Raw genomic sequence first — 20,898 nt, 5'->3', positions numbered from 1 at the left:
TTTCTTCTGTACAGCCGCCGCACACCGGCGCCTTCGGTCGCCGATGCCGGCGGCCAGGGAATCGTCCGGGACCGGCATGAGAGCGGAGGAGGTGCGAGGTGGCGTTCGTCCCCCGGGTGCCGGAGCTGGTGCTCGCGCTGTCACTGATCCTGACGTGCGCGCTGGTGGCCTTGGTGCGGCCGACCGGCCCGCCCGCACCGGTCGGCTCCGGGCGGCGGGCCGGTCGGCCGCGGCTTCACGCGGCGCGGCCGGGATCAGCCGATGCCCGGGCCCGCCATGCCCGCGAGCGATTCGAGCTCGCTCTTGCGGACCCTGATCACCAGCCAGGCGGTGAGGAAGGCCAGTCCGGCCATCGCGGCGGCCGGCACGAAGGCGGTGGAGATGCCGTGGGCGAGCACCTCGTGTCCCCAGGGCGCGGGCAGCTGGTGCGTCCTGGCGAACTGGGCCTTCTGCTCCGGCGAGGCCTCGGCGAGGAACTTCGGCAACTGCTCCTTCGCCTCGTCCGTGCTGGCCGTGCCGAAGACGGTCGTCAGGATGGACAGCCCGAGCGAGCCGCCGACCTGCTGCATCGCGTTGAGCAGCCCGGACGCCGCGCCCGCATCGTGCTGGGCGACGCCGGAGACGGCCGTGACGGTGGCCGTCACGAAGTTCAGGCCCATGCCGAAGCCGAACACCAGCATCGGCCCGAGCACTCCGCCGACATAGGTGCTGTCCGGGCGGATGAACGTCTGCCAGACCAGGCCGGTCACCACGAGTGCCGAGCCGCCCATCATGAACGGCTTGGGGCCGAGCGCGGGCAGGAAGCGCTGGGACAGGCCCGCGCCGGTCGCGATCGCGACGGTCACCGGAAGGAACGCGACACCGGCCTCGGTGGCGCTGTAGCCGAGCACGTTCTGGACGAACAGCACGATGTAGAAGAACATGCCGAACATGGCCGCGGCCAGGCTCAGCATGATCACGTACGTGCCCCAGCGGTTCCGGTCGGTGAACATCCTGAGCGGGGTGATCGGCTCTTTCACCCGCATCTCGGTGAAGACGAAGGCGAACAGCAGGACCGCGGCCGCGCCGAAGGAGCCGAGGGTGAGGCCGTCGCGCCAGCCCTCCTCCGCGGCGCGGATGAAGCCGTACACCAGCGAGGCCATGCCCAGCGTCGAAGTCAGCGCTCCGGTGAGGTCGAAGCGGCCCGGATGCCGCTCGGACTCGTTGATGTACAGCGGAGCGAGCGAAGCGATCAGCACACCGATGGGCACGTTGACGAACAGCACCCACCGCCAGTCCAGCCAGTCGGTGAGCATGCCGCCCGCGAGCAGGCCGATGGCACCGCCACCCGCGGACACGGCCGCGAACACACCGAAGGCCCGGTTGCGTTCCGGGCCTTCCGGGAAGGTCGTCGTGATCAGCGCCAGCGATGTCGGCGACGCGATCGCGCCGCCTATGCCCTGCAGGGCCCGGGCGGCCAGCAGTTGCCAGGGTTCCTGAGCGAGGCCGCCCAGCAGCGAGGCGAAGGTGAACAGCAGGATGCCGGCCATGAACACCCGGCGGCGGCCGAGGATGTCACCGGCCCGCGCACCGAGCAGGAGCAGTCCCCCGAAGGTGAGCGTGTAGGCGCTGACCACCCACGTCAGGTCGGTGGTGCTGAACTTGAGTGCGTCTTGAATGTGCGGGAGGGCGATGTTCACAATCGTCGCGTCGAGTACCACCATGAGTTGGCACGCCGCGATGACGGTGAGTGCGATGCCGGGATGCCCCTCCCGGCGGGCAGTGCCCGGTTTCCGATCGTTGTTGAGCAGCTGAGAGGTCGTCACCATGGTCCCCTGTGAAGGTGTTAGTGAACGCTCGCGTTCACTGTCGCGTCCACGGTAGTGAGTCCCCCGCAGTGAACGCAAGCGTTCACTTAAGTGAGTGCCCCGCCCGCGTCCCCCTGTTGCTGCGGCGTGGCACCCCCCGCCCCGGATCCCCCCGCTTCCCTTGCATGCTGGAGAACACAGATGGTTACCTCGCGCTGGACGGCCGCGCCCCCGCGAACGGCTTCCCCTCGTCGGCGCGGCGCGGTGCTGGAACGCGCGATCCTGGACTCCGCCCTGGAACAGCTGAGCACGGTCGGCTGGAAGGGGCTGACCATGGAGGGCGTCGCAGCCGGCGCGCAGACCGGCAAGGCCGCGGTCTACCGCCGCTGGCCCTCCAAAGAGGATCTCGTGGCGGATGCGCTGGCATCCGGACTGCCCCGGGTGGACAAGGCCCCCGACCTCGGCAGCGTGCGCGAGGACCTGCTCGCGCTGTGCCGGCAGGTCCGGCAGATCATGTACTCACGCTCCGGTGCCGCGCTGCGTTCGGTCATTCACGAGTGCGATCAGGTGCAAGCGGAGCGTTTCGCGGAGGTGATCGTCGGGAGTGTGGTGGAGCCGACCGTCAAGCTGCTCCGCGAGGTCATCACCCGTGGCATAGCAAGGGGTGAGGTGCGCTCGGATGCGGCCGACGGGTATGTGTTCGATGCGATCCCGGCGATGATGATGTACCGCTCGAAGATGTGCGCCAGCGAATGGAGCGATCAGGATCTTGAAGAGATGATCGACCGGTTGATGCTCCCGCTGCTGCGCCCGTACGGCGCCTGACCCCGCGCCTCCGGACGTCCTGGAGCGGTGACCCGCGGCCGGGGCCCGCGGACCGGCCACCGGGGTGTCGCGCGGAGATCCCGGCGGCGTACGCTAAGGGCGCCATGCCGTACGAACCACCTACTCACACCGTCGAGCGCTCCCTGCGCGCCACGACCGGAGCGAAGGTCATAGCCGGTGTCGACGAGGTGGGGCGCGGCGCCTGGGCCGGCCCCGTCACCGTCTGCGCCGCGATCACCGGCCTCCGCCGGCCCCCAGAGGGGCTGACCGACTCCAAACTGCTGACGCTCAAGCGGCGCACCGAACTCGCCGCGGCCCTGCAGACATGGGTGACGGCCTACGCGCTGGGGCATGCGTCCCCCGAGGAGATCGACGACCTGGGCATGACGGCCGCCCTGCGACTCGCCGCGGTCCGTGCCCTGGACGCCCTGCCGGTCCGCCCCGACGCCGTCATCCTCGACGGGAAGCACGACTACCTCGGAGCCCCCTGGAAGGTCCGCACGGTGATCAAGGGTGACCGGTCGTGCGTGGCCGTCGCGGCGGCGTCGGTGATCGCCAAGGTCGAGCGCGACAAAATGATGGCCGAACTGGGTGCCGAGCATGCAGACTTCGGGTTTGCGGACAACGCCGGGTATCCGTCGCCCGTGCACAAGGCCGCACTGGAGGAGCGGGGGCCCACTCCGCACCACCGTCTGTCGTGGGCGTATCTTGATGCGTTGCCTCAGTGGCGGCACCTCAAGAAGGTCCGCAGCTGGGCGGACGGAAACGTTCCGCAAATCGAGGGCCAGCTCGGCTTCGATTTCTGACCGTTCCGGTCGCACCGAAGTGCCACCCGGTCATCCGCACCGCACCAACGTTTGATAAATATCAGCTCATGCCTCTCATTCCCGAGGAGCCTCAGATTCACGAGAGTGCCCAGGGTCCCCGCGCCACTCCGGCCAGCGGCCGTACCGCGCCGACCCCCCGCCCCGTACCCGGCCCCCGCCCCGCGGCTCCGTCCCGCCCCGGTCGTCCCGGCCCTCTGCGGCCCACGCCGCCGGTGCAGCGCACGCCGCGTGACGTGACTCCGGCCAAGCCGGGCCCGTCCGGCCCGGCCGTTCCCGCCGCCGCTGCCGCGGCCCCGCAGATCCAGCTGATCCCGGCCTCGGCCGAGGGTGCGCTCGACGCCGCCGAAGAGGCGGTGGACCTGCTCCTGGACTCGGGCCGTGCCCCCGGCGACGTGCTCGTGATCACCACTGGTGCCCAGCACCCGTGGGCCGAGCACGAGTTGACCTTCGGCGAAGCCTCCTACTGGGCGCAGCACGACGCCGGTGACGACGTCTTCTACGCGGACGCCTCCGTCGCCTCCCGCGCCGCGTCCCGGCCGGTGGTCGTCGTGGCCGTCAACGGAGGCCCCGCCTCCGCCGCTGCCACCGCTCTCCCGCTGGCCCATGCCCGGGCCGGTGCCCTGCTGATCGTCTGCGGCGACCCGCAGCAGATCAACTCGGTGCTGGGCGCCGGCGTCTGAGCCGCGTCCGGCGCCTCGGGGCACCAGGAGCCGAAGGAGCCGCTCCGGCGCACCCCGCACGGTGCGGCTTTTGGCATGCCGAAAGGGCCCGTGGGGGAGCGGCTCTCTGACGACCTTGGCGGGAAGCGGTGGCGCTGCCGGGCGGTGTCCCGGTCGGGGGCGTCCTGGTCGAATGCGCGGCCGTGGCACGGTGAGTCCTGCCGCGGCCGTAGCGGGTCGGGGCGTCGGCCGGTCGTCGGCCCGGCGCGGGGCCGCACCGGCCGGTCCGTTCCGGGGCAGGGCCCCCTGCCGGTGCGGACCGTGACGCCGGCCGTTTCGGCCGGCGCCGCTCAGCGGGCCGCCGCGCGGCGCAGCACCTCCGAGACCGGTCCTCCGGAGCGGGGCGGGAGCGGCGGGGCCTCGGACGTGGCGAAGGGTTCCGGGGCCGAGTGCACGTGGGGGCGGCGTCCACCGCGCCCCTCTCCGAGCACCTGCCAGCCGTCGTCCGTCAGCGTGATGTACGCCCCGCAGCGCAGCCCGTGCAGCGTGCAGGCGTCGCGCAGCCCCCACATCCACGCGCCGTCCTCCTCGGTCCAACGCCCGTCGCCCTCACGGCAGTAGAGGAGGACGGCCGTACGGACGGGGGTGCGGCGGCGCAGGTCGTGCGGGATCACCCGGCGCAGCTGGGCGAGCAGCGCGTTGCGGAACATCCAGCCGTCGGCCGGAGCGAGACGGCGCGTGAACGAGGCACTCGCCCGCAGCCGCTCGTCCGGGTCGAGGACCGCCACGATCGCGGTGTGCGGCACGGGGCGATGGCGGGCGTGCAGCCCGCTGACGATCTCGCGGGGGTTGCGCAGCAGGGGGATTCCGGCGGCAGCCCACTCGGCGGGCTCGAGCAGGCGACTGGCGGAAGCGGCGGACGCGGACGTCGACAACGAGGCCGCCGAGGTCGAGGCGAATCCGAAGGTCACGTTCCTCCCTTCGGCTACGCGCCCACACTGCGGGCGGGGTCGGATTCGGGGGAGCGCGCACCGCAGCGGAGCCCAACCGGATGACGGACGAGCGGCGCGGGGAGCGGACCTCAATTCTTCCTGCCGAACTCGGCCGCGGCAACGAGCAATTGAGGCGGCCGACGGTTATCTCCTGATGCGGGGCTTATATCCCTGCCCACCGGTTCTCCTGCCGAAGCACGAGCGGGCCGGTCAGAGCGGGGAAGGTTACCGCGACCGGCTGCGTGGTCAGCCCTGCACGGCGAGGACCAGCGGCAGCACCCCCCGCGCTCCGGACCTCCTGAGCAGGCGCGCGGCGACGGCCAGAGTCCAGCCCGTCTCCGTGAAGTCGTCGATCAGCAGCACCGGCCCCTGTGCCTCGGCGAGCGCCGACGCGAGGGCCGGCGGCACCGTCAGCGCACCGTCGAGCGCCTTCAGCCGTTGCGCGCTGTTGCTGCGCGGCATCCTGGGCACGTCCCCGGCGTACTCGACGGATCCGAGCAGGGGCAGTCTGCCGATCTCCGCGATCCGGACGCCCAGGGAGTGGATCAGCCGGGGCCGGCTGCGTGAGGCGAGGGTGACCACGCCCACCGGCCGGGGCGGGGCGTCGGACGCACCGGAGGCCCAGCCGCCGGGGCCCTTCGCCCAGTCGGCCAGCACGCCGACCACCGCTCGCGCCACGTCGTCCGGCACGGCGGCGTCCGGGGTTCGGGGAGCCAGCAGCGGACGCAGCCGGTTGCCCCAGCCGATGTCCGACAGACGTCCCAGAGCCCGCCCCGGCGAAGCCTGTTCCCCGGCCGGGATGCGTCCCTTGAGGTCGATGCCGATGGCCGGCAGGCCGGTCGGCCACATGCGTCGCGGCTCCACCTCCACTCCGGCACGGCCCAGATCGCCCCGTGCGGCGTCCAGCGCCGCCGTGGAGAGGCCGGCCGTGAAGCGCGGTCCCGCGCAGTTGTCGCAGCGGCCGCAGGGTTTGGCGCCCTCGTCGTCCAGCTGGCGCTGCAGGAATTCCATCCGGCATTCGGTGGTGGCCGCGTACTCCCGCATGGCCTGCTGCTCGGCCGCACGCTGCCGGGCCACCCATGCGTAGCGCTCGGCGTCGTACGACCACGGCTGTCCGGTAGCGATCCAGCCGCCCTTGACGCGGCGCACCGCGCCGTCCACGTCGAGCACCTTGAGCATCGTCTCCAGGCGTGAGCGGCGCAGCTCCACCAGCGGTTCCAGGGCGGGCAGCGACAGGGGCCCGTCCGCCCGGGCGAGTACGTCCAGGGTGCGCCGGACGAGGTCCTCGGAGGGGAACGCCAAGGACGCGAAGTACTCCCAGATGGCCTCGTCCTCCTTGCCCGGCAGCAGCAGCACCTCGGCGTGCTCGACGCCGCGGCCGGCCCGGCCGACCTGCTGGTAGTAGGCGATGGGGGACGAGGGCGAACCGAGGTGGACGACGAAACCGAGGTCGGGTTTGTCGAAGCCCATACCGAGAGCCGAGGTGGCGACCAGGGCCTTGACACGGTTGGCGAGCAGGTCGTCCTCGGCCTGCTGCCGGTCGGCGTTCTCCGTCTTGCCCGTGTACGAGGCGACGGTGTGCCCGCGCCGGCGCAGGAAGGCGGTGACCTCCTCGGCGGCCGCGACGGTGAGCGTGTAGACGATACCGGAGCCCGGCAGGTCGCCGAGATGGTCGGCGAGCCAGGCCATCCGGTGCGCGGCGTCGGGGAGCTGCAGGACGCCCAGGCTCAAGCTTTCCCGGTCCAGCGGCCCGCGCAGCACCAGGGCGTCGGACGTGCCGCCCGTGCCGAGCTGCTCGGCGACGTCCGCGGTCACCCGCGCATTGGCCGTGGCGGTGGTGGCCAGCACGGGAACGCCGGGCGGGAGATCGCCGAGCATGGTGCGCAGCCGGCGGTAATCGGGCCGGAAGTCGTGGCCCCAGTCGGAGATGCAGTGGGCCTCGTCCACGACCAGCAGCCCGGTGGCCGCGGACAACTGGGGCAGGACCCGGTCGCGGAAGTCGGGGTTGTTCAGCCGCTCCGGCGAGACGAGCAGCACGTCGACCTCGCCCGCCGCGATCCCGGCCTGGACGGACTCCCATTCCTCGGTGTTGGCCGAGTTGATGGTGCGTGCTCGGATGCCGGCCCGGGCGGCGGCCTCCACCTGGTTGCGCATGAGCGCGAGCAGGGGCGAGACGATCACCGTGGGCCCGCTTCCCGCGGCCCGCAGCAGGGAGGTGGCCACGAAGTACACCGCGGACTTGCCCCACCCCGTGCGCTGCACGACCAGGGCCCGGCGCCGCTCGGCGACCAGCGCCTCGATCGCCCGCCACTGGTCCTCGCGCAGTCGGGCGGTGCCCGTGGCGTCCCCGACGAGACGGGCGAGGACGGCGTCGGCCTGCGCCCGGAGATCCGCGTTGCTCGTGTGCTCCATGCGTTCCATACAACAGGACGGGACCGACAAGCGGGCGGCCCCGGGCGGGGACTGTGGACGGCGCAGACGTCTTGTCGTGTCCCTGATTCGACTTATCCACAGGCCCGAGCGGAGATCGGCGATTCGCGAGATCGTCAGCGCATGACGAATCACAGCGAAACCGCCGGACCCTTCGAAAACAGTGACATCTCGGAAGCGGAGCCGTACGGCCCGGCCGAAGGCGCGCAGGTCACTCTCCGCACCCCGGGCGAACTGGCCGACGCCCTGCCCTACCTGCTGGGCTACCGCCCGGAGGACAGCATGGTGCTGGTCGCCCTGCACGACCGCGAGGGCCGCGGCAGGTTCGGCGGCCGGGCCCGGCTCGGCATCCCCGCGAACGAGGAGGACTGGGAGGCCGCCGCGCGGCAGCTGGCCCGCGGGCTGGTCGTAGGCAGCGAGCGGCGCGGCGCCAAGCCGGAGCGCATGGTGGCCTACGTCTGCCAGGAACCCGGCCCCGGAGAGTCCGGCCGGGACGTCAAACGACGGCTCGACCGGCTGGCCCAGCTCATGCGCACCGAGTGCGGCAGCCTCGACGTGCCGGTCATCGAGGCCCTGTGCATCTCGGACGGACGCTACTGGTCGTACTGCTGCCCCATCGAGCGCTGCTGCCCCGAGGAGGGGTCGCCGATGGGCCTGCCCGGCACGTCCGTACTGGCCGCCGCGGCCACCTACGCCGGCATCCAGGTGCGCGGCACCCTCAGGGAGCTGCGGGCCAGGCTGCAGCCCTTCGAGACCGCAGCGGCCCTGAAACAGGAGATCGCCCTGGACGCGGCCGGCATGACGCTGGTGCACCGCATCCTGGACGAGACGACCCGACAGGATGTGGCCCGGGAGACTCTGGACCTCGCCGAGCGGGTCATCCGGCGCTACGCCGCGGCGGCACCGGTCTCCGGCGCGCACCCGGCGGACGTGCGCGACGACGACCTCCTCGGGGACGACGAGGCGGCGGCGCTGATCCTCGGGCTCCAGGACCGGACGACCCGCGACCTGGCCGCGGCATGGATGGAGGGGGACGAGGCGGCACCGGCCCTGCGGCTCTGGCGCGCCTTGGCCCGCCGCTGCGTCGGTCCCTACGGAGAGCACGCGGCCGCCCCGCTGACCCTGGCCGGCTGGGTCGCCTGGTCGACGGGCGACGAGCTGGAGGCTCGGGAGGCACTGGCCATGGCGCTGGGCGCGGATCCCGACTACCTTTTCGCCCGCCTGCTGCACCAGGCGTGCAACGAAGGACTCGACCCGGAGGCGGTCCGCCGCTGCCTGCGTGTGGAGCGGGCGGGACGTACGCCGGCGGACGTCGCGGAACAGGCCGACCCGGCACCCGGGACCGCTCACGCCGAGCCGCCGCGACCCCCGGCCCCGGCACCCGGTGCGAGCATCCCGGCGGACGGCGAGGACGCGGAACCCGATGCGCGGACGGGTTCGCGTCGCCGGCGTCGTGCCCGATCCGCGGCCGGCCGCGACGCCCGCTCCGGCGCAAGGGCGGCGCGGGACCGGCGGCGCCCGGCCGACTCCCGTCCTCGATCGGCCGGAGCCGGCCCCGTCCGGCGTGGCGGCGGGGCCCCGAGCACCCGCGCAGCGGGCGCCGGCGACGCCGAGACCGGCGGCGCCCCGTCCGGCAGCGAGCCCTGCCCGCCCGAGGGCGACGCATGAGCACCGGCCGGTGTGCCCAGGCCGTTCTCACGGTGACCTGTCGGCAGTGACCTCGTGCGATCCGGCCGGCAGTGGGCGGGAGCCGGCCTCGCACGTGCCACCGGAACCGAGCGGAACCACCGTCGGCAGGCCCGCGAAGGGAGTGTTTATCGTCAGGAAGACGACTATGATCACGGCATGCCCTACGACCCGTCAGCGTTCCCGCCTTTCGCCGTCACCGTGGACCTGGTCGTGCTGACCGTGCGCCGCCATGCCCTGTGCGCGCTGGCGGTACGCAGGGGCGAGCCCCCCTTCCAGGGGCGCTGGGCCCTGCCCGGCGGTTTCGTGCGGGCGGACGAGGACCTGTCGCAGGCGGCAGCGCGTGAGCTGGCCGAGGAGACCGGGCTGCGCGCCCACGACCCCTCGGTCCCGGTCCAGGACAATGGAGCCCATCTCGAGCAGCTCGCCACCTACGGCGACCCGAAGCGCGACCCGCGCATGCGCGTGGTCAGCGTCGCGCATCTCGCGCTCGCGCCCGACCTGCCCGCCCCGCGGGCCGGAGGCGACGCCAGCAACGCGCGCTGGGCCCCGGTCGAGGAGCTGCTCCGGCCGGGCGGCTACGGCCGAGACGGCGAGGCGCTGGCGCCGCTCGCCTTCGACCACGCCCAGATCCTCGCCGACGGTGTGGAACGGGCGCGTTCCAAGATCGAGTACTCCTCGCTGGCCACCGCTTTCTGCCCGCCCGAGTTCACCGTCGGAGAGCTGCGCCGGGTGTACGAGGCGGTGTGGGGCGTGTCCCTCGACCCGCGCAACTTCCACCGCAAGGTCACCGGGACGCCGGGATTCCTCGTCCCCACGGGAGGTACCACCACACGCCAGGGCGGCAGGCCGGCGCAGCTCTTCCGGGCCGGCGGCGCGACCCTGCTCAACCCGCCGATGCTGCGTCCCGAGGTCTGAGGCGCGCGACCGGCGGACCCGTCGACGAGCCCCGAGCCCCCGCCCGTCGGCGCAGTGGGCTCGGCAGCACACGTCCCGCCGGCCGCTTCGCCGCCGTCCCGGCGGAGCCGCTGCTGCATCGAACGGCGGACACCGGCAGGGCCAGGACACACTGCACGTGCGGCACACTGCCTTATACCCGGAAATAACAGACATGTCGCGCTATCTTGCTGCAGGTGATCCAGGCCTTCGGACTGACCAGCAACTCCCGCAAGGCGCACCCGCCCGCTGTCGACGACGTCTCCTTCGAAGCGCGCGCCGGGCACGTCACCGCCCTCCTCGGTGGCACCGGCGCGGGCAAGACAACAGCGCTCAGACTCATGCTCGAGCTCGAACAGGGGCGCGGCATCACCTACTTCAGGGGGCGACCCCTGCACCGGATCGCCCATCCGTCGCGGGAGGTCGGTGTGCTCCTCGGCGATGTGCCGGGCCATCCCGCCCGCTCGGTCCGCAACCATCTGCGGATGCTGTGCGCGGCCTCCGGAGTCCCGGCCCGGCGCGCGGACGAGGTCCTCGAAGTGGTCGGCCTCGTCAGCCTCCGTGAGGAGCGCCTCGGCACACTCTCGCGCGGCATGGACCGAAGACTCGGCCTGGCCTGCGCCCTCCTGCCCGACCCGCACACGCTCGTCCTGGACGAACCCACCGACGGCCTCTCCAGCCGGGAGGCGCAGTGGCTGCACGGCATGCTGCGCGCTCACGCCACCCAGGGCGGCACGGTGCTTCTCACCACGGCCGACCCGAAGGAGGCCGCGCGCACCGCCGACAGGGTCGTCACTCTCGACAGCGGCAGACTCGTCGCCGACCAGCCGGCCAAGGAGTTCGCGCGCACCCGGCTCCGCCCGCGCGTGGCCGTCCGCAGCCCCCACGCCGCACGCCTGGCGACCCTGCTCGCCAAGGAGGCGAGGACCGCTCGGCGCTCCGTCGAGGTCGTCCGCGAGGGCGGCAACCGTCTCTCGGTGTACGGCAGCTCGACCGCCGACGTCGGCGAGATCGCGTACCGCCACGGCATCCTCGTGCATCAACTGGCGGACGAGGTCGGCGACATGGGCCCGGGAGCCGGCACCGGGCGGGACGAGGCGACGCAGCCCCCCGAGTCGCGGCGGGTCGAGCCGGACGCGTCGCCGGTGGAGCGGGCCGCCACGGAGCAAGCCGTCCCGCAGGCGGAGCGGGAGCAGCCCGACGGCGACGGCGCGTATGCGGGGGGAGGCGGGCGCCTGAAGTCCCGTCGCCCGGCATCGCGATCCGCCTCGGCCGCGCTCGGTGGCTCACCGGCGGACCCGGAAGAAGCTGGCGGCGAGCCGCCGACGGCGCCGGGACATGCCGTGCAGCCGGAGACCGCCGCGCCCGGCTTCGCGCCGGCCGGATCGACCGCCGCCGGGCCGGCCTCGGACCCGCGCACCCCGGCATTCGACCTGACCACCGCCGACAGCCGCGCGACGGCCTGGGCCCCGGGCGCAGGAGCACCCGGCCCGGCAGCGGCCGGATCCCGCCCGGCGGCCCCGGACGACGCCTCTCCCGCGCCGGGCGCCACGGCCTCCGGGCACCCGTCGGGGCGGACGGAGTCCGTCACGGGCGCGCCGTCGGCGGCGGCAGCGGAGCCGGGGACCGGTCCTGACGCCGCCGGCGAACCGCAGGCGGCGGCCGTCCTCCCGACGGCCGAGCGGATGCAGGCCGCCGGCGACGAGCGGCCTGCGCCGGGGCAGGTCACCGGTGGACGGCCGGACCGGACCGGCGCGGCGACCCTCCCCGGCGCTCCGGCGCCGACCACCTCGCGAGCCGCCGCAGCGGCCCCTCCGGCCGCACAGCCGTCAGCAGCCTCGGCCGACGGTCCCGCGCACGGCGACACCGCGCCCGACGGCGTGTCCGCATCCAGAAGGGGTGAAGTGCCCGTCGACGCCTCCGGCGGCAGGCCGGCCGACGGCACTACCGCGCCTGATCCGGGCCGCGGCGGGCTCGCCACGGCGTCCGGGGCGCAGACAAGCGGCACGAGCACCCTCACCGAGACCACCACGGGCACGAAGGGCACCAAGGGCGCGGAGGGCGCGGAGAGCACGCAGGGTCCCACCGGCATCCGCACCCGCCTCCCGGGTGCGCGTCACCCCACCACTGCGCAGCCCCAGGCAGCCCGCACCGCCCGCCCCGACGGCGTCCGTGTGCCCACGCCGCTCTCTCCCCTCCCGCCCCCCATCTCCGTCCGTCCCGCCCCCAGCCCCCTCCGCCCCCTGCGCTACGAGCTCCGGCGCGCCGCCGGAATCGGCACCGGGTTCGTCACGTGCGGGGCCGCGCTGGTGGTGTCCGCGCTCACCGCCCTGCTCCTGGCACGGCACGGTCACACCCCGCAGGCGCGGCTGTTCGCGGCGTGGCCGCGAGAGCTGCCGCTGCCGCCCACGGCGCTCGCTGCCGGACTGATCGGTGCGCTGGCCTTCGGGGACGAGTTCCGCCATCCCGCCCTGGCGGCGGACCGCGGCACCGTGCCCCGTCGGCTGGGGCTGCTGGCCGCCAAACTGTTCGTCTCCGGTGCCACCGCCGCCCTGCTCGCCTTCCTCACCGTGGGCTGCGACGCCGAAGCGCTCTACATCGCCTACGGGCGGGAGCTGACGGAGGTGCCCGCGGACTGGCTCTCGCTGACCGCGGGTTGGTTCGGGCTGGTCGTGGGATGTGCCTGGGCCGGTGTGCTGGCGGCCGGCGTCTTCCGGTCCACCTCGGCCGGCCTGGCCGCCGTCCTCGCCGTACCCGTCCTCGTCGTCCCGGTCGTGCGCAAGGCGCTTCAGGGGCCGGCCGTGCGGATGGCGGCCGACTTCCCGGTCCGGATGCGGGAGGTCCACCTGCTGCAGTGGCCCTTCGGGGGCGAGCGGTATGTGCTCGCGGCGGTGCGGGTGGTCGCCCAACCCGTAGGTGAGGCGCTGGCGTTGTCCCTCACGGCGCTGCTGTGCGCGTATCTGTGCACGGCCCTGCGAACGCGGTTCCGATGACGACCGCTCGTACGCTTCCGGACCTGCTGTGCGCACAACTCCCCGCAAGAAGCCCATTTCTTTCCGATAAGGCGTCAATTGCGACGGAGTGAGCGATCACCCTTTCGTGTGCTTTTCACCAAAGACCTCAAGGGAGTTGGAGACGACGCCGACAAAGGACTCGTGAGTACCCTTGCGCACACCATGATGACCGCAGCCCGCTCCACAGACTCAGGTTTGGCCGGCCCGGGCGACATCGACCGCTACCCCTACGCCGAGGCCCCGGCGGCCGATCGCGTCGGCGCGCCCGTCTGGGACGGCGGGGACCCCGAGCTGGGCCGCGTCGGCCGCCGGGCCGCCGGCAGCCGCGGACGCGGACTGCACGGCCAACTCGTCCAGCAGCTGGGCCAGATGATCGTCTCCGGCGACCTGGGCGCCGACCGTCCGCTGGTGCCCGAGGAGATCGGACAGCGGTTCGAGGTCTCCCGTACCGTCGTCCGCGAGTCCCTCCGTGTCCTCGAGGCCAAGGGCCTGGTCAGCGCCCGCCCGAACGTCGGCACCCGCGTGCGGCCGGTCAGCGACTGGAACCTCCTCGACCCGGACATCATCGAGTGGCGGGCCTTCGGCCCCCAGCGCGACGACCAGCGCCGGGAACTCAACGAGCTGCGCTGGACGATCGAGCCGCTCGCCGCCCGTCTGGCGGCCGGGCACGGGCGCGAGGAGGTGCAGCAGCGCCTCTGCGACATGGTCGAGATCATGAGCCACGCCATGGCGCAGGGAGACGTGCTCACCTACTCGCGCGCCGACACCGAGTTCCACGCCCTGCTCATCCAGATCGCGGGCAACCGCATGCTGGAGCACCTCTCCGGCATCGTCACGGCCGCGCTCCAGGTGTCGGGCGGCCCGGTCACGGCATGTGACCGGCCGAACGAGGCGTCCCTCGCGCAGCATGCGCGGATCGTCGACGCGCTGGGCACCGGCGACGGCGCGGCGGCCGAGACGGCCATGCGTCAGCTGCTCACGGTCCACCCCGAGGTGGAACGCGTGGTTCCGGCTCCGCGTGAGCACTGACCGCGCGAGGGATGCGGTGCGGGGCGTTCTGGTGTGCTCGCGGCGGCGCCGGGTGCGGGTGCAGGCCGTCGCCGGCCCCGCCGGACCTTCGGGAGTCCGGCGGGGTCCGCGCAGTCGGCGGGCGGGCGGCCGTGGTGTGAGGGGATGATCGGGACCAGGAATCGGCGATGATTGCTTTTGTGCAGGTCTGACCGCTTCTGGTTGCTTACGGGGTGTGACTCGGGCCACGCAGATTGCGCGTAACGCTCGTGGAGACTGCGCGATGACCTAAGAGGTGACAAGCCGCGGAGGGAATACGGACGCCATAGCAGGCGCTGTGCATCTCCCCGGCCCCCGCCCGCGCCGTCGGCCCACCCCCAGGCCGGTGGTCGGCTCCTGTCCGCAGTGGACGGTGCCGAAAGCCGTTTTCCAACGTTCCGAGAGGTTGTTCGTGTCGGCCAGCACATCCCGTACGCTCCCGCCGGAGATCGCCGAGTCCGTCTCTGTCATGGCGCTCATTGAGCGGGGAAAGGCTGAGGGGCAGATCGCCGGCGACGATGTGCGTCGGGCCTTCGAAGCTGACCAGATTCCGGCCACTCAGTGGAAAAACGTACTGCGCAGCCTCAACCAGATCCTTGAGGAAGAGGGTGTGACGCTGATGGTCAGTGCCGCAGAGCCCAAGCGCACCCGCAAGAGCGTCGCAGCGAAGAGCCCCGCCAAGCGCACCGCCACCAAGACGGTCGCGGCGAAGACGGTGACCACCAGGAAGGCCACCGCCACCACGGCCGCCCCCTCGGCCCCCGCCGCACCGGCGGCAGCCGAGTCCGCAGAGGAAGCCGCTCCCGCCAAGAAGGCTGCCGCGAAGAAGACGGCCGCCAAGAAGGCGACCGCGAAGAAGACCGTCGCCAAGAAGACGGCCGCCAAGAAGACGACGGCCAAGAAGGACGACGTCGAGCTCCTCGAGGAAGAGGTCCTCGAGGACACCAAGGTCGCCGACGAGCCGGAGGGCACCGAGAGCGCCGGCTTCGTCCTGTCCGACGAGGACGAGGACGACGCGCCCGCGCAGCAGGTCGCCGCGGCCGGCGCCACCGCCGACCCGGTCAAGGACTACCTGAAGCAGATCGGCAAGGTCCCCCTGCTGAACGCCGAGCAGGAGGTCGAGCTGGCCAAGCGCATCGAGGCGGGCCTGTTCGCCGAGGACAAGCTGGCGAACTCCGACAAGCTCGCCCCGAAGCTCAAGCGTGAGCTGGAGATCATCGCCGAGGACGGCCGCCGCGCCAAGAACCACCTGCTGGAGGCCAACCTCCGTCTGGTGGTCTCCCTGGCCAAGCGGTACACCGGCCGCGGCATGCTCTTCCTGGACCTCATCCAGGAGGGCAACCTCGGTCTGATCCGCGCGGTCGAGAAGTTCGACTACACCAAGGGCTACAAGTTCTCCACGTACGCCACCTGGTGGATCCGGCAGGCGATCACACGAGCCATGGCCGACCAGGCCCGCACCATCCGCATCCCGGTGCACATGGTCGAGGTCATCAACAAGCTCGCCCGTGTGCAGCGCCAGATGCTCCAGGACCTGGGCCGCGAGCCCACCCCGGAGGAGCTGGCCAAGGAGCTCGACATGACCCCGGAGAAGGTCATCGAGGTCCAGAAGTACGGCCGCGAGCCCATCTCGCTGCACACCCCGCTGGGCGAGGACGGCGACAGCGAGTTCGGTGACCTCATCGAGGACTCCGAGGCTGTCGTCCCGGCCGACGCGGTCAGCTTCACGCTCCTGCAGGAGCAGCTGCACTCCGTGCTGGACACCCTCTCCGAGCGCGAGGCCGGTGTCGTCTCCATGCGCTTCGGCCTCACCGACGGTCAGCCCAAGACCCTCGACGAGATCGGCAAGGTGTACGGCGTGACGCGTGAGCGCATCCGCCAGATCGAGTCCAAGACCATGTCGAAGCTGCGCCACCCGTCCCGTTCCCAGGTGCTGCGCGACTACCTCGACTAGGTCGCGGCGCAGGACGGCGAAGGCCCGGCTCCCTTCGGGGAGGCCGGGCCTTCGTGCTGCGCGCTGCCGCGCCCTGGATCACCCTGGGTGTCCCAGGAGAACCCAGAGTGAGGAGCCTGCATGCGCCGTTCCATTGCCCGGGCACTGAGCCGGCCGCTGGCCCTGGCGGCCGTCATGACCGCGATACCCCTGGTGGGCGGCGCCACGGCGACCGCCGGCAGCGTGGTGGTCGGGGGGTTTCCGATCGATGTCTCGCAGGCCCCCTGGACGGTGGCGCTGGCCAGCCGTGACCGGTTCGGGGGTACGCGAGCGGGCCAGTTCTGCGGCGGCGCCGCCGTCACCCGTACCACCGTGCTGACCGCGGCCCACTGCCTGACCGAGGACGTCCTGGGGGCGCCACCGGACCGTGTGCGCGACCTGAAGGTCATAGTGGGCCGCACCGACCTGCTGTCGGCGGAGGGCGACGAGATACCCGTACGGGACGTCCTGGTCAATCCCGCGTACGAGGCCACGAGCAACACCGGGGACTTCGCGGTCCTCACCCTCGCCCGGGAAGTGCCGCGTACCGCGGTCGTCGCCATGGCGCGCACGGGCGACCCGGGCTACGCACCGGGCACGGACGCCTTCGTCACCGGGTGGGGCGACACGTCCGGCGGGGGAGCCTATGCGCGCCGGCTGCGCGCCGCACGGCTCCACGTACTCCCGGACGACCTGTGCGCCGGCGCCTATCCCGGAAGCTCCGGGAGCGCCTATCAGGCAGCCGGCATGCTGTGTGCCGGCGAGCCCGCGGGCGGTCCGGACAGCTGCCAGGGAGACAGCGGTGGACCTCTGGTGGCCAGGGGGCGATTGATCGGGCTGGTGTCGTGGGGGAGCGGCTGCGGGCGGCGGGGGAGCCCCGGGGTCTACACGCGTGTCTCCGAGGTCGTGCGGGCGCTGGAGCAGCTCGCAAGGGGTGCGGGCGGGGCGTAGAACGCTCGTGCGCGCCTGCCCGCGGGTACGAGCGCGGGCGGCCACTCCTGGTGGGAGGGGCCGCCCGTACCACCGGCCTGTGCCGGAGCTGGCTCGTCGTGGTGCGAGATTCAGCGCTCTTCTTCGGAAGCGGTGTTCGGAACGGCCGTCAGTCGCTCCGTCTCGTCCTGTATCTCAGCGGCGATCTTCTTGAGTTCCGGCTCGAACTTGCGACCGTGGTGGGCGCAGAAGAGCAGTTCTCCGCCGCTGAGCAGGACGACGCGCAGGTATGCCTGGGCGCCGCAGCGGTCGCAGCGATCGGCGGCCGTCAACGGGCTCGCGGGGGTCAGAACAGTAGTCACGTCGCCTCTTCTCTAGCTCGACGAGCTGTCGTACCAGGGTCAACATCCAACCAGCCCGAAAACGTTCCCGCTCGTGGCTTCTCCTCGAAAAAAATCTCCGAGGTGGCTGTCTGCTGCCGGTTGGCGGCGAATGTGCCGTATTGCGTCTTGTCTGTGCGTACGGGTTCGCGCTGTCTTGCTGTCTCGGTCTCGGTCCTCCCGGCTGGGTTGCCGGTTGTTCATGAGGACGTGCCCGGAGCCTAAATGGTTCATGCCTCCAAGGGAACGTGATGTGTGCTTCACTCCATCGAGGTATCGAACGCGTTTGCGAGCTTGGACTAGTCTGAGTTCCCCGACGAGGGTGGCGTTACACCGGCTCTACCAGGCCTCGGTACCCTCTGAGCGGCGACCGAAGCCGCCCCCTTACCCAGAGGGGGGCCATCTGAAATTCAGCGAGGAGCGAACCGCGTGACCGCCGATACGTCCGTGCCGTCCACAGCGCTGCTGGCAGGAGCAGACCGGGACGGTTCCAACTACACCGCGCGGCACCTGCTCGTCCTCGAGGGCCTCGAGGCCGTGCGCAAGCGCCCGGGCATGTACATCGGCTCGACCGACAGCCGCGGTCTCATGCACTGCCTGTGGGAGATCATCGACAACTCCGTGGACGAGGCCCTCGGTGGCTACTGCGACCACATCGAGGTCGTCCTCCACGACGACGGCTCCGTGGAGGTGCGCGACAACGGCCGCGGCATCCCCGTGGACCTGGAGCCCAAGACCGGCCTGTCCGGGGTCGAGGTCGTCATGACCAAGCTCCACGCGGGCGGCAAGTTCGGCGGCGGGTCCTACGCCGCCTCCGGCGGTCTGCACGGCGTCGGCGCCTCCGTGGTCAACGCCCTCTCCGCCCGCCTCGACGTCGAGGTGGACCGCGGCGGCCACACCCACGCCATCAGCTTCCGGCGCGGTGCGCCCGGCGTCTTCGCCGCCGACGGCGCCGACGCGAAGTTCGAGGCCCGCAGCGGTCTGCGCAAGACCAAGAAGATCCCCAAGACGCGCACCGGCACGCGTGTGCGCTACTGGGCCGACCGGCAGATCTTCCTGAAGGACGCCAAGCTCTCCCTGGAGAACCTGCACCAGCGCGCCCGCCAGACCGCCTTCCTGGTGCCCGGCCTGACCATCGTCGTCCGCGACGAGTTCGGCCTCGGCGAGGGCGGCAGCAAGGGTGAGGAGTCCTTCCGCTTCGACGGCGGTATCAGCGAGTTCTGCGAGTACCTGGCGAACGACAAGGCCATCTCCGATGTCCTCCGCTTCTCCGGCCGGGGCACGTTCAAGGAGACTGTTCCGGTCCTGGACGAGCACGGTCAGATGACCCCGACCGAGGTCACCCGCGAGCTGGGCGTCGATGTCGCGCTGCGCTGGGGCACCGGCTACGACACCACTGTCAGGTCGTTCGTCAACATCATCGCCACCCCCAAGGGCGGTACCCATGTCACCGGCTTCGAGCAGGCCCTGACCCAGACGATGAACGACGTGCTGCGCGCCAAGAAGCTGCTGCGCGTGGCCGAGGACAACATCGTCAAGGACGACGCCCTGGAGGGCCTCACCGCCGTCGTCACCGTGCGCCTGGCCGAACCGCAGTTCGAGGGGCAGACCAAGGAGGTCCTCGGCACCTCGGCGGCCCGCCGGATCGTGAACAGTGTGGTCTCCAAGGAGCTGAAGGCGTTCCTGACGGCCACCAAGCGGGACGCCGCCGCTCAGGCCCGTGTCGTCATGGAGAAGGTGGTCGCAGCAGCCCGCACCCGTGTCGCGGCCCGCCAGCACAAGGACGCCCAGCGCCGGAAGACCGCCCTGGAGTCCTCGTCCCTGCCGGCCAAGCTCGCCGACTGCCGCAGCGACGACGTCGACCGCAGCGAGCTGTTCATCGTCGAGGGGGACTCCGCCCTCGGTACGGCCAAGCTGGCGCGGAACTCGGAGTTCCAGGCTCTGCTGCCGATCCGCGGCAAGATCCTCAACGTCCAGCGGTCCTCGGTCACGGACATGCTCAAGAACGCCGAGTGCGGGGCGATCATCCAGGTCATAGGAGCGGGCTCGGGCCGCACCTTCGACATCGACCAGGCGCGCTACGGCAAGATCATCATGATGACCGACGCCGATGTGGACGGGTCCCACATCCGCTGCCTGCTGCTGACGCTGTTCCAGCGCTACATGCGGCCCATGGTCGAGGCCGGCCGGGTCTTCGCCGCGGTTCCGCCGCTGCACCGCATCGAGCTGATCCAGCCGAAGAAGGGCCAGGACAAGTACGTCTACACGTACTCGGACCGCGAGCTGCGCGACAAGCTCATGGAGTTCCAGAGCAAGGGCATCCGGTACAAGGACTCGATCCAGCGCTACAAGGGTCTGGGTGAGATGGACGCGGACCAGCTGGCCGAGACCACGATGGACCCGCGCCACCGCACCCTGCGCCGCATCAACCTCTCCGACCTGGAGGCCGCCGAGCAGGTCTTCGACCTGCTGATGGGCAACGACGTCGCGCCGCGCAAGGAGTTCATCTCGAGCTCTGCGGCGACGCTGGACCGCTCGCGTATCGACGCGTAGCCGCTGCGCCGCCGCTCCGGCCCCTCGGCGGCCGCCGTCGGCCGGAGCGGCGGCGCCCCGGCCCGGCCTTCTGGCGCCCCGGCTCGGCCTTCCGGCAGGTCGGCCGCCCAGGCGGGGCTTGCGCCCGGCGGTGGGCGGCCCGGTGAGGTCGAAGATGCTGGTGCCCGCATGCCGGCGAGGGCACGCGCCGTGCACATGCCAGTGGTGACAGGGCTCGGCGCCGTCCTGGAGCCGAGCGCGAACCACTGCTGCCCGGCCGAGCCGGGGCTCGACTGCCGTGGGCGGCGCGTCGATCTACCGCGGGATGCCCCGCTGCGACGGGGCGGAGGCCACCCGGCGGATCCGGCCGCAGCATCCGGCGATCCGGGCGGCGCTGCTCAGGGTCCTGCCGGGGGAGGCGGGCTGTCGCCGAGCGTTCGCCGCCGATTGCTGGAGCGGCTGACGCAGACCGAGCCCGAGCCCTAGCCGGAGTCCGAGGCGGAGCCCGAGGCCCGCGTCGGCGGCGCTGAGGCGCCCGACGGGGGACAGGGCGGGAGACCGAGGTCCTGGTGCTGATCGCCGAAGGCCTCGGTCATCAGGGAGATCGCCCGCAGACTGCGCGTGTCGACCGCGACCGTGGAGACGCACCTCAGCAACCGCTTCGCCAGGACGGGCGGGCCTCAAGGACCGGACGCGGACCGCGCGTTGCGCCTACGGCAAGGCCCTGGTGCGGCCACCCCCGGGGCGGGTCACCTGATGGGGTGAAGAGCCCGAGGTTGAAGAGGTGGAGATGCTCCCGGTCTGTCCATCCTTGGGCATGCAGTCAAGCAACGGTCTCTCCCGCGAAGTCGGGGACGGTCCCCAGAGCCCGGCCGGGAGCC

General features: G+C 72.1%; 14 protein-coding genes and 1 pseudogene. 11 read left to right on the top strand and 4 right to left on the bottom strand.

Annotated elements, in window-relative coordinates; translation table 11 throughout:
- Positions 1-254: 254 nt before the first annotated feature.
- Positions 255-1,805, bottom strand: a complete 1,551-nt coding sequence (locus ABZ261_RS15110; protein ID WP_356859255.1) for an MFS transporter — start codon at positions 1,803-1,805, stop codon at positions 255-257.
- Between the two features lie 183 nt (positions 1,806-1,988).
- Here ABZ261_RS15110 and ABZ261_RS15105 point away from each other — a divergent pair, with 183 nt between their 5' ends.
- The 3 genes from ABZ261_RS15105 (at position 1,989) to ABZ261_RS15095 (ending at position 4,119) form a co-directional block, all read left to right on the top strand.
- A complete protein-coding gene (locus tag ABZ261_RS15105; RefSeq protein ID WP_356859140.1) occupies positions 1,989-2,612 on the top strand; it encodes a TetR/AcrR family transcriptional regulator in 624 nt (207 codons plus the stop codon).
- 104 nt (positions 2,613-2,716) lie between these two features.
- Positions 2,717-3,418, top strand: coding sequence for a ribonuclease HII (locus tag ABZ261_RS15100; protein WP_356859138.1), 702 nt, complete (start codon positions 2,717-2,719; stop codon positions 3,416-3,418).
- A 68-nt stretch (positions 3,419-3,486) separates the two neighbouring features.
- On the top strand, positions 3,487-4,119 hold the full coding sequence (locus ABZ261_RS15095; RefSeq protein WP_356859136.1) for a hypothetical protein: 633 nt from the start codon (positions 3,487-3,489) through the stop codon (positions 4,117-4,119).
- A gap of 329 nt (positions 4,120-4,448) precedes the next feature.
- Here the strand turns inward: ABZ261_RS15095 and ABZ261_RS15090 are convergent, their stop codons facing one another.
- Positions 4,449-5,069: a hypothetical protein gene (locus tag ABZ261_RS15090; RefSeq protein WP_356859134.1), complete on the bottom strand. Its 621-nt coding sequence runs from the start codon at positions 5,067-5,069 to the stop codon at positions 4,449-4,451.
- 267 nt (positions 5,070-5,336) lie between these two features.
- Positions 5,337-7,502, bottom strand: a complete 2,166-nt coding sequence (locus ABZ261_RS15085; RefSeq protein ID WP_356859132.1) for a RecQ family ATP-dependent DNA helicase — start codon at positions 7,500-7,502, stop codon at positions 5,337-5,339.
- Between the two features lie 141 nt (positions 7,503-7,643).
- On the opposite strand from ABZ261_RS15085, the gene ABZ261_RS15080 reads away from it, so the two are divergent.
- From ABZ261_RS15080 to ABZ261_RS15055, 6 genes are all read left to right on the top strand, one after another.
- Positions 7,644-9,188: a DUF4192 domain-containing protein gene (locus ABZ261_RS15080; RefSeq protein ID WP_356859130.1), complete on the top strand. Its 1,545-nt coding sequence runs from the start codon at positions 7,644-7,646 to the stop codon at positions 9,186-9,188.
- A 177-nt stretch (positions 9,189-9,365) separates the two neighbouring features.
- The gene (locus ABZ261_RS15075; protein WP_356859128.1) at positions 9,366-10,124 is read left to right on the top strand and encodes an NUDIX hydrolase; all 759 of its coding nucleotides are present in this window, start codon (positions 9,366-9,368) and stop codon (positions 10,122-10,124) included.
- Between the two features lie 215 nt (positions 10,125-10,339).
- Positions 10,340-13,135: an ATP-binding cassette domain-containing protein gene (locus ABZ261_RS15070; RefSeq protein ID WP_356859126.1), complete on the top strand. Its 2,796-nt coding sequence runs from the start codon at positions 10,340-10,342 to the stop codon at positions 13,133-13,135.
- Between the two features lie 162 nt (positions 13,136-13,297).
- Positions 13,298-14,185, top strand: coding sequence for a FadR/GntR family transcriptional regulator (locus ABZ261_RS15065; RefSeq protein WP_356859125.1), 888 nt, complete (start codon positions 13,298-13,300; stop codon positions 14,183-14,185).
- A gap of 430 nt (positions 14,186-14,615) precedes the next feature.
- Positions 14,616-16,157, top strand: coding sequence for an RNA polymerase sigma factor (locus ABZ261_RS15060; protein WP_356859123.1), 1,542 nt, complete (start codon positions 14,616-14,618; stop codon positions 16,155-16,157).
- 120 nt (positions 16,158-16,277) lie between these two features.
- Positions 16,278-17,126, top strand: coding sequence for a serine protease (locus tag ABZ261_RS15055; RefSeq protein ID WP_356859121.1), 849 nt, complete (start codon positions 16,278-16,280; stop codon positions 17,124-17,126).
- Between the two features lie 110 nt (positions 17,127-17,236).
- Here the strand turns inward: ABZ261_RS15055 and ABZ261_RS15050 are convergent, their stop codons facing one another.
- Positions 17,237-17,467, bottom strand: a complete 231-nt coding sequence (locus ABZ261_RS15050) for a hypothetical protein (RefSeq protein WP_171114502.1) — start codon at positions 17,465-17,467, stop codon at positions 17,237-17,239.
- Between the two features lie 447 nt (positions 17,468-17,914).
- Here ABZ261_RS15050 and ABZ261_RS15045 point away from each other — a divergent pair, with 447 nt between their 5' ends.
- Positions 17,915-20,038, top strand: a complete 2,124-nt coding sequence (locus ABZ261_RS15045; RefSeq protein WP_356859119.1) for a DNA topoisomerase IV subunit B — start codon at positions 17,915-17,917, stop codon at positions 20,036-20,038.
- 304 nt (positions 20,039-20,342) lie between these two features.
- Positions 20,343-20,774 (top strand): annotated as a pseudogene (locus ABZ261_RS15040) (LuxR C-terminal-related transcriptional regulator); the annotation flags it as partial.
- Positions 20,775-20,898 lie beyond the last annotated feature (124 nt).

The organism is Streptomyces sp. NPDC006193 (assembly GCF_040613915.1).
Lineage (GTDB): Bacteria > Actinomycetota > Actinomycetes > Streptomycetales > Streptomycetaceae > Streptomyces.
The sequence above is the reverse complement of the archived record's forward strand: the minus strand, read 5'-3'. Positions and strand labels throughout refer to the sequence as shown.

Coding starts and splice junctions, on each gene's coding strand:
- ABZ261_RS15105 (WP_356859140.1), top strand. CDS start 1,989: ATGGTTACCTCGCGCTGGACGGCCGCGCCCCCGCGAACGGCTTCCCCT.
- ABZ261_RS15100 (WP_356859138.1), top strand. CDS start 2,717: ATGCCGTACGAACCACCTACTCACACCGTCGAGCGCTCCCTGCGCGCC.
- ABZ261_RS15095 (WP_356859136.1), top strand. CDS start 3,487: ATGCCTCTCATTCCCGAGGAGCCTCAGATTCACGAGAGTGCCCAGGGT.
- ABZ261_RS15085 (WP_356859132.1), bottom strand. CDS start 7,502: ATGGAGCACACGAGCAACGCGGATCTCCGGGCGCAGGCCGACGCCGTC.
- ABZ261_RS15080 (WP_356859130.1), top strand. CDS start 7,644: ATGACGAATCACAGCGAAACCGCCGGACCCTTCGAAAACAGTGACATC.
- ABZ261_RS15075 (WP_356859128.1), top strand. CDS start 9,366: ATGCCCTACGACCCGTCAGCGTTCCCGCCTTTCGCCGTCACCGTGGAC.
- ABZ261_RS15055 (WP_356859121.1), top strand. CDS start 16,278: ATGCGCCGTTCCATTGCCCGGGCACTGAGCCGGCCGCTGGCCCTGGCG.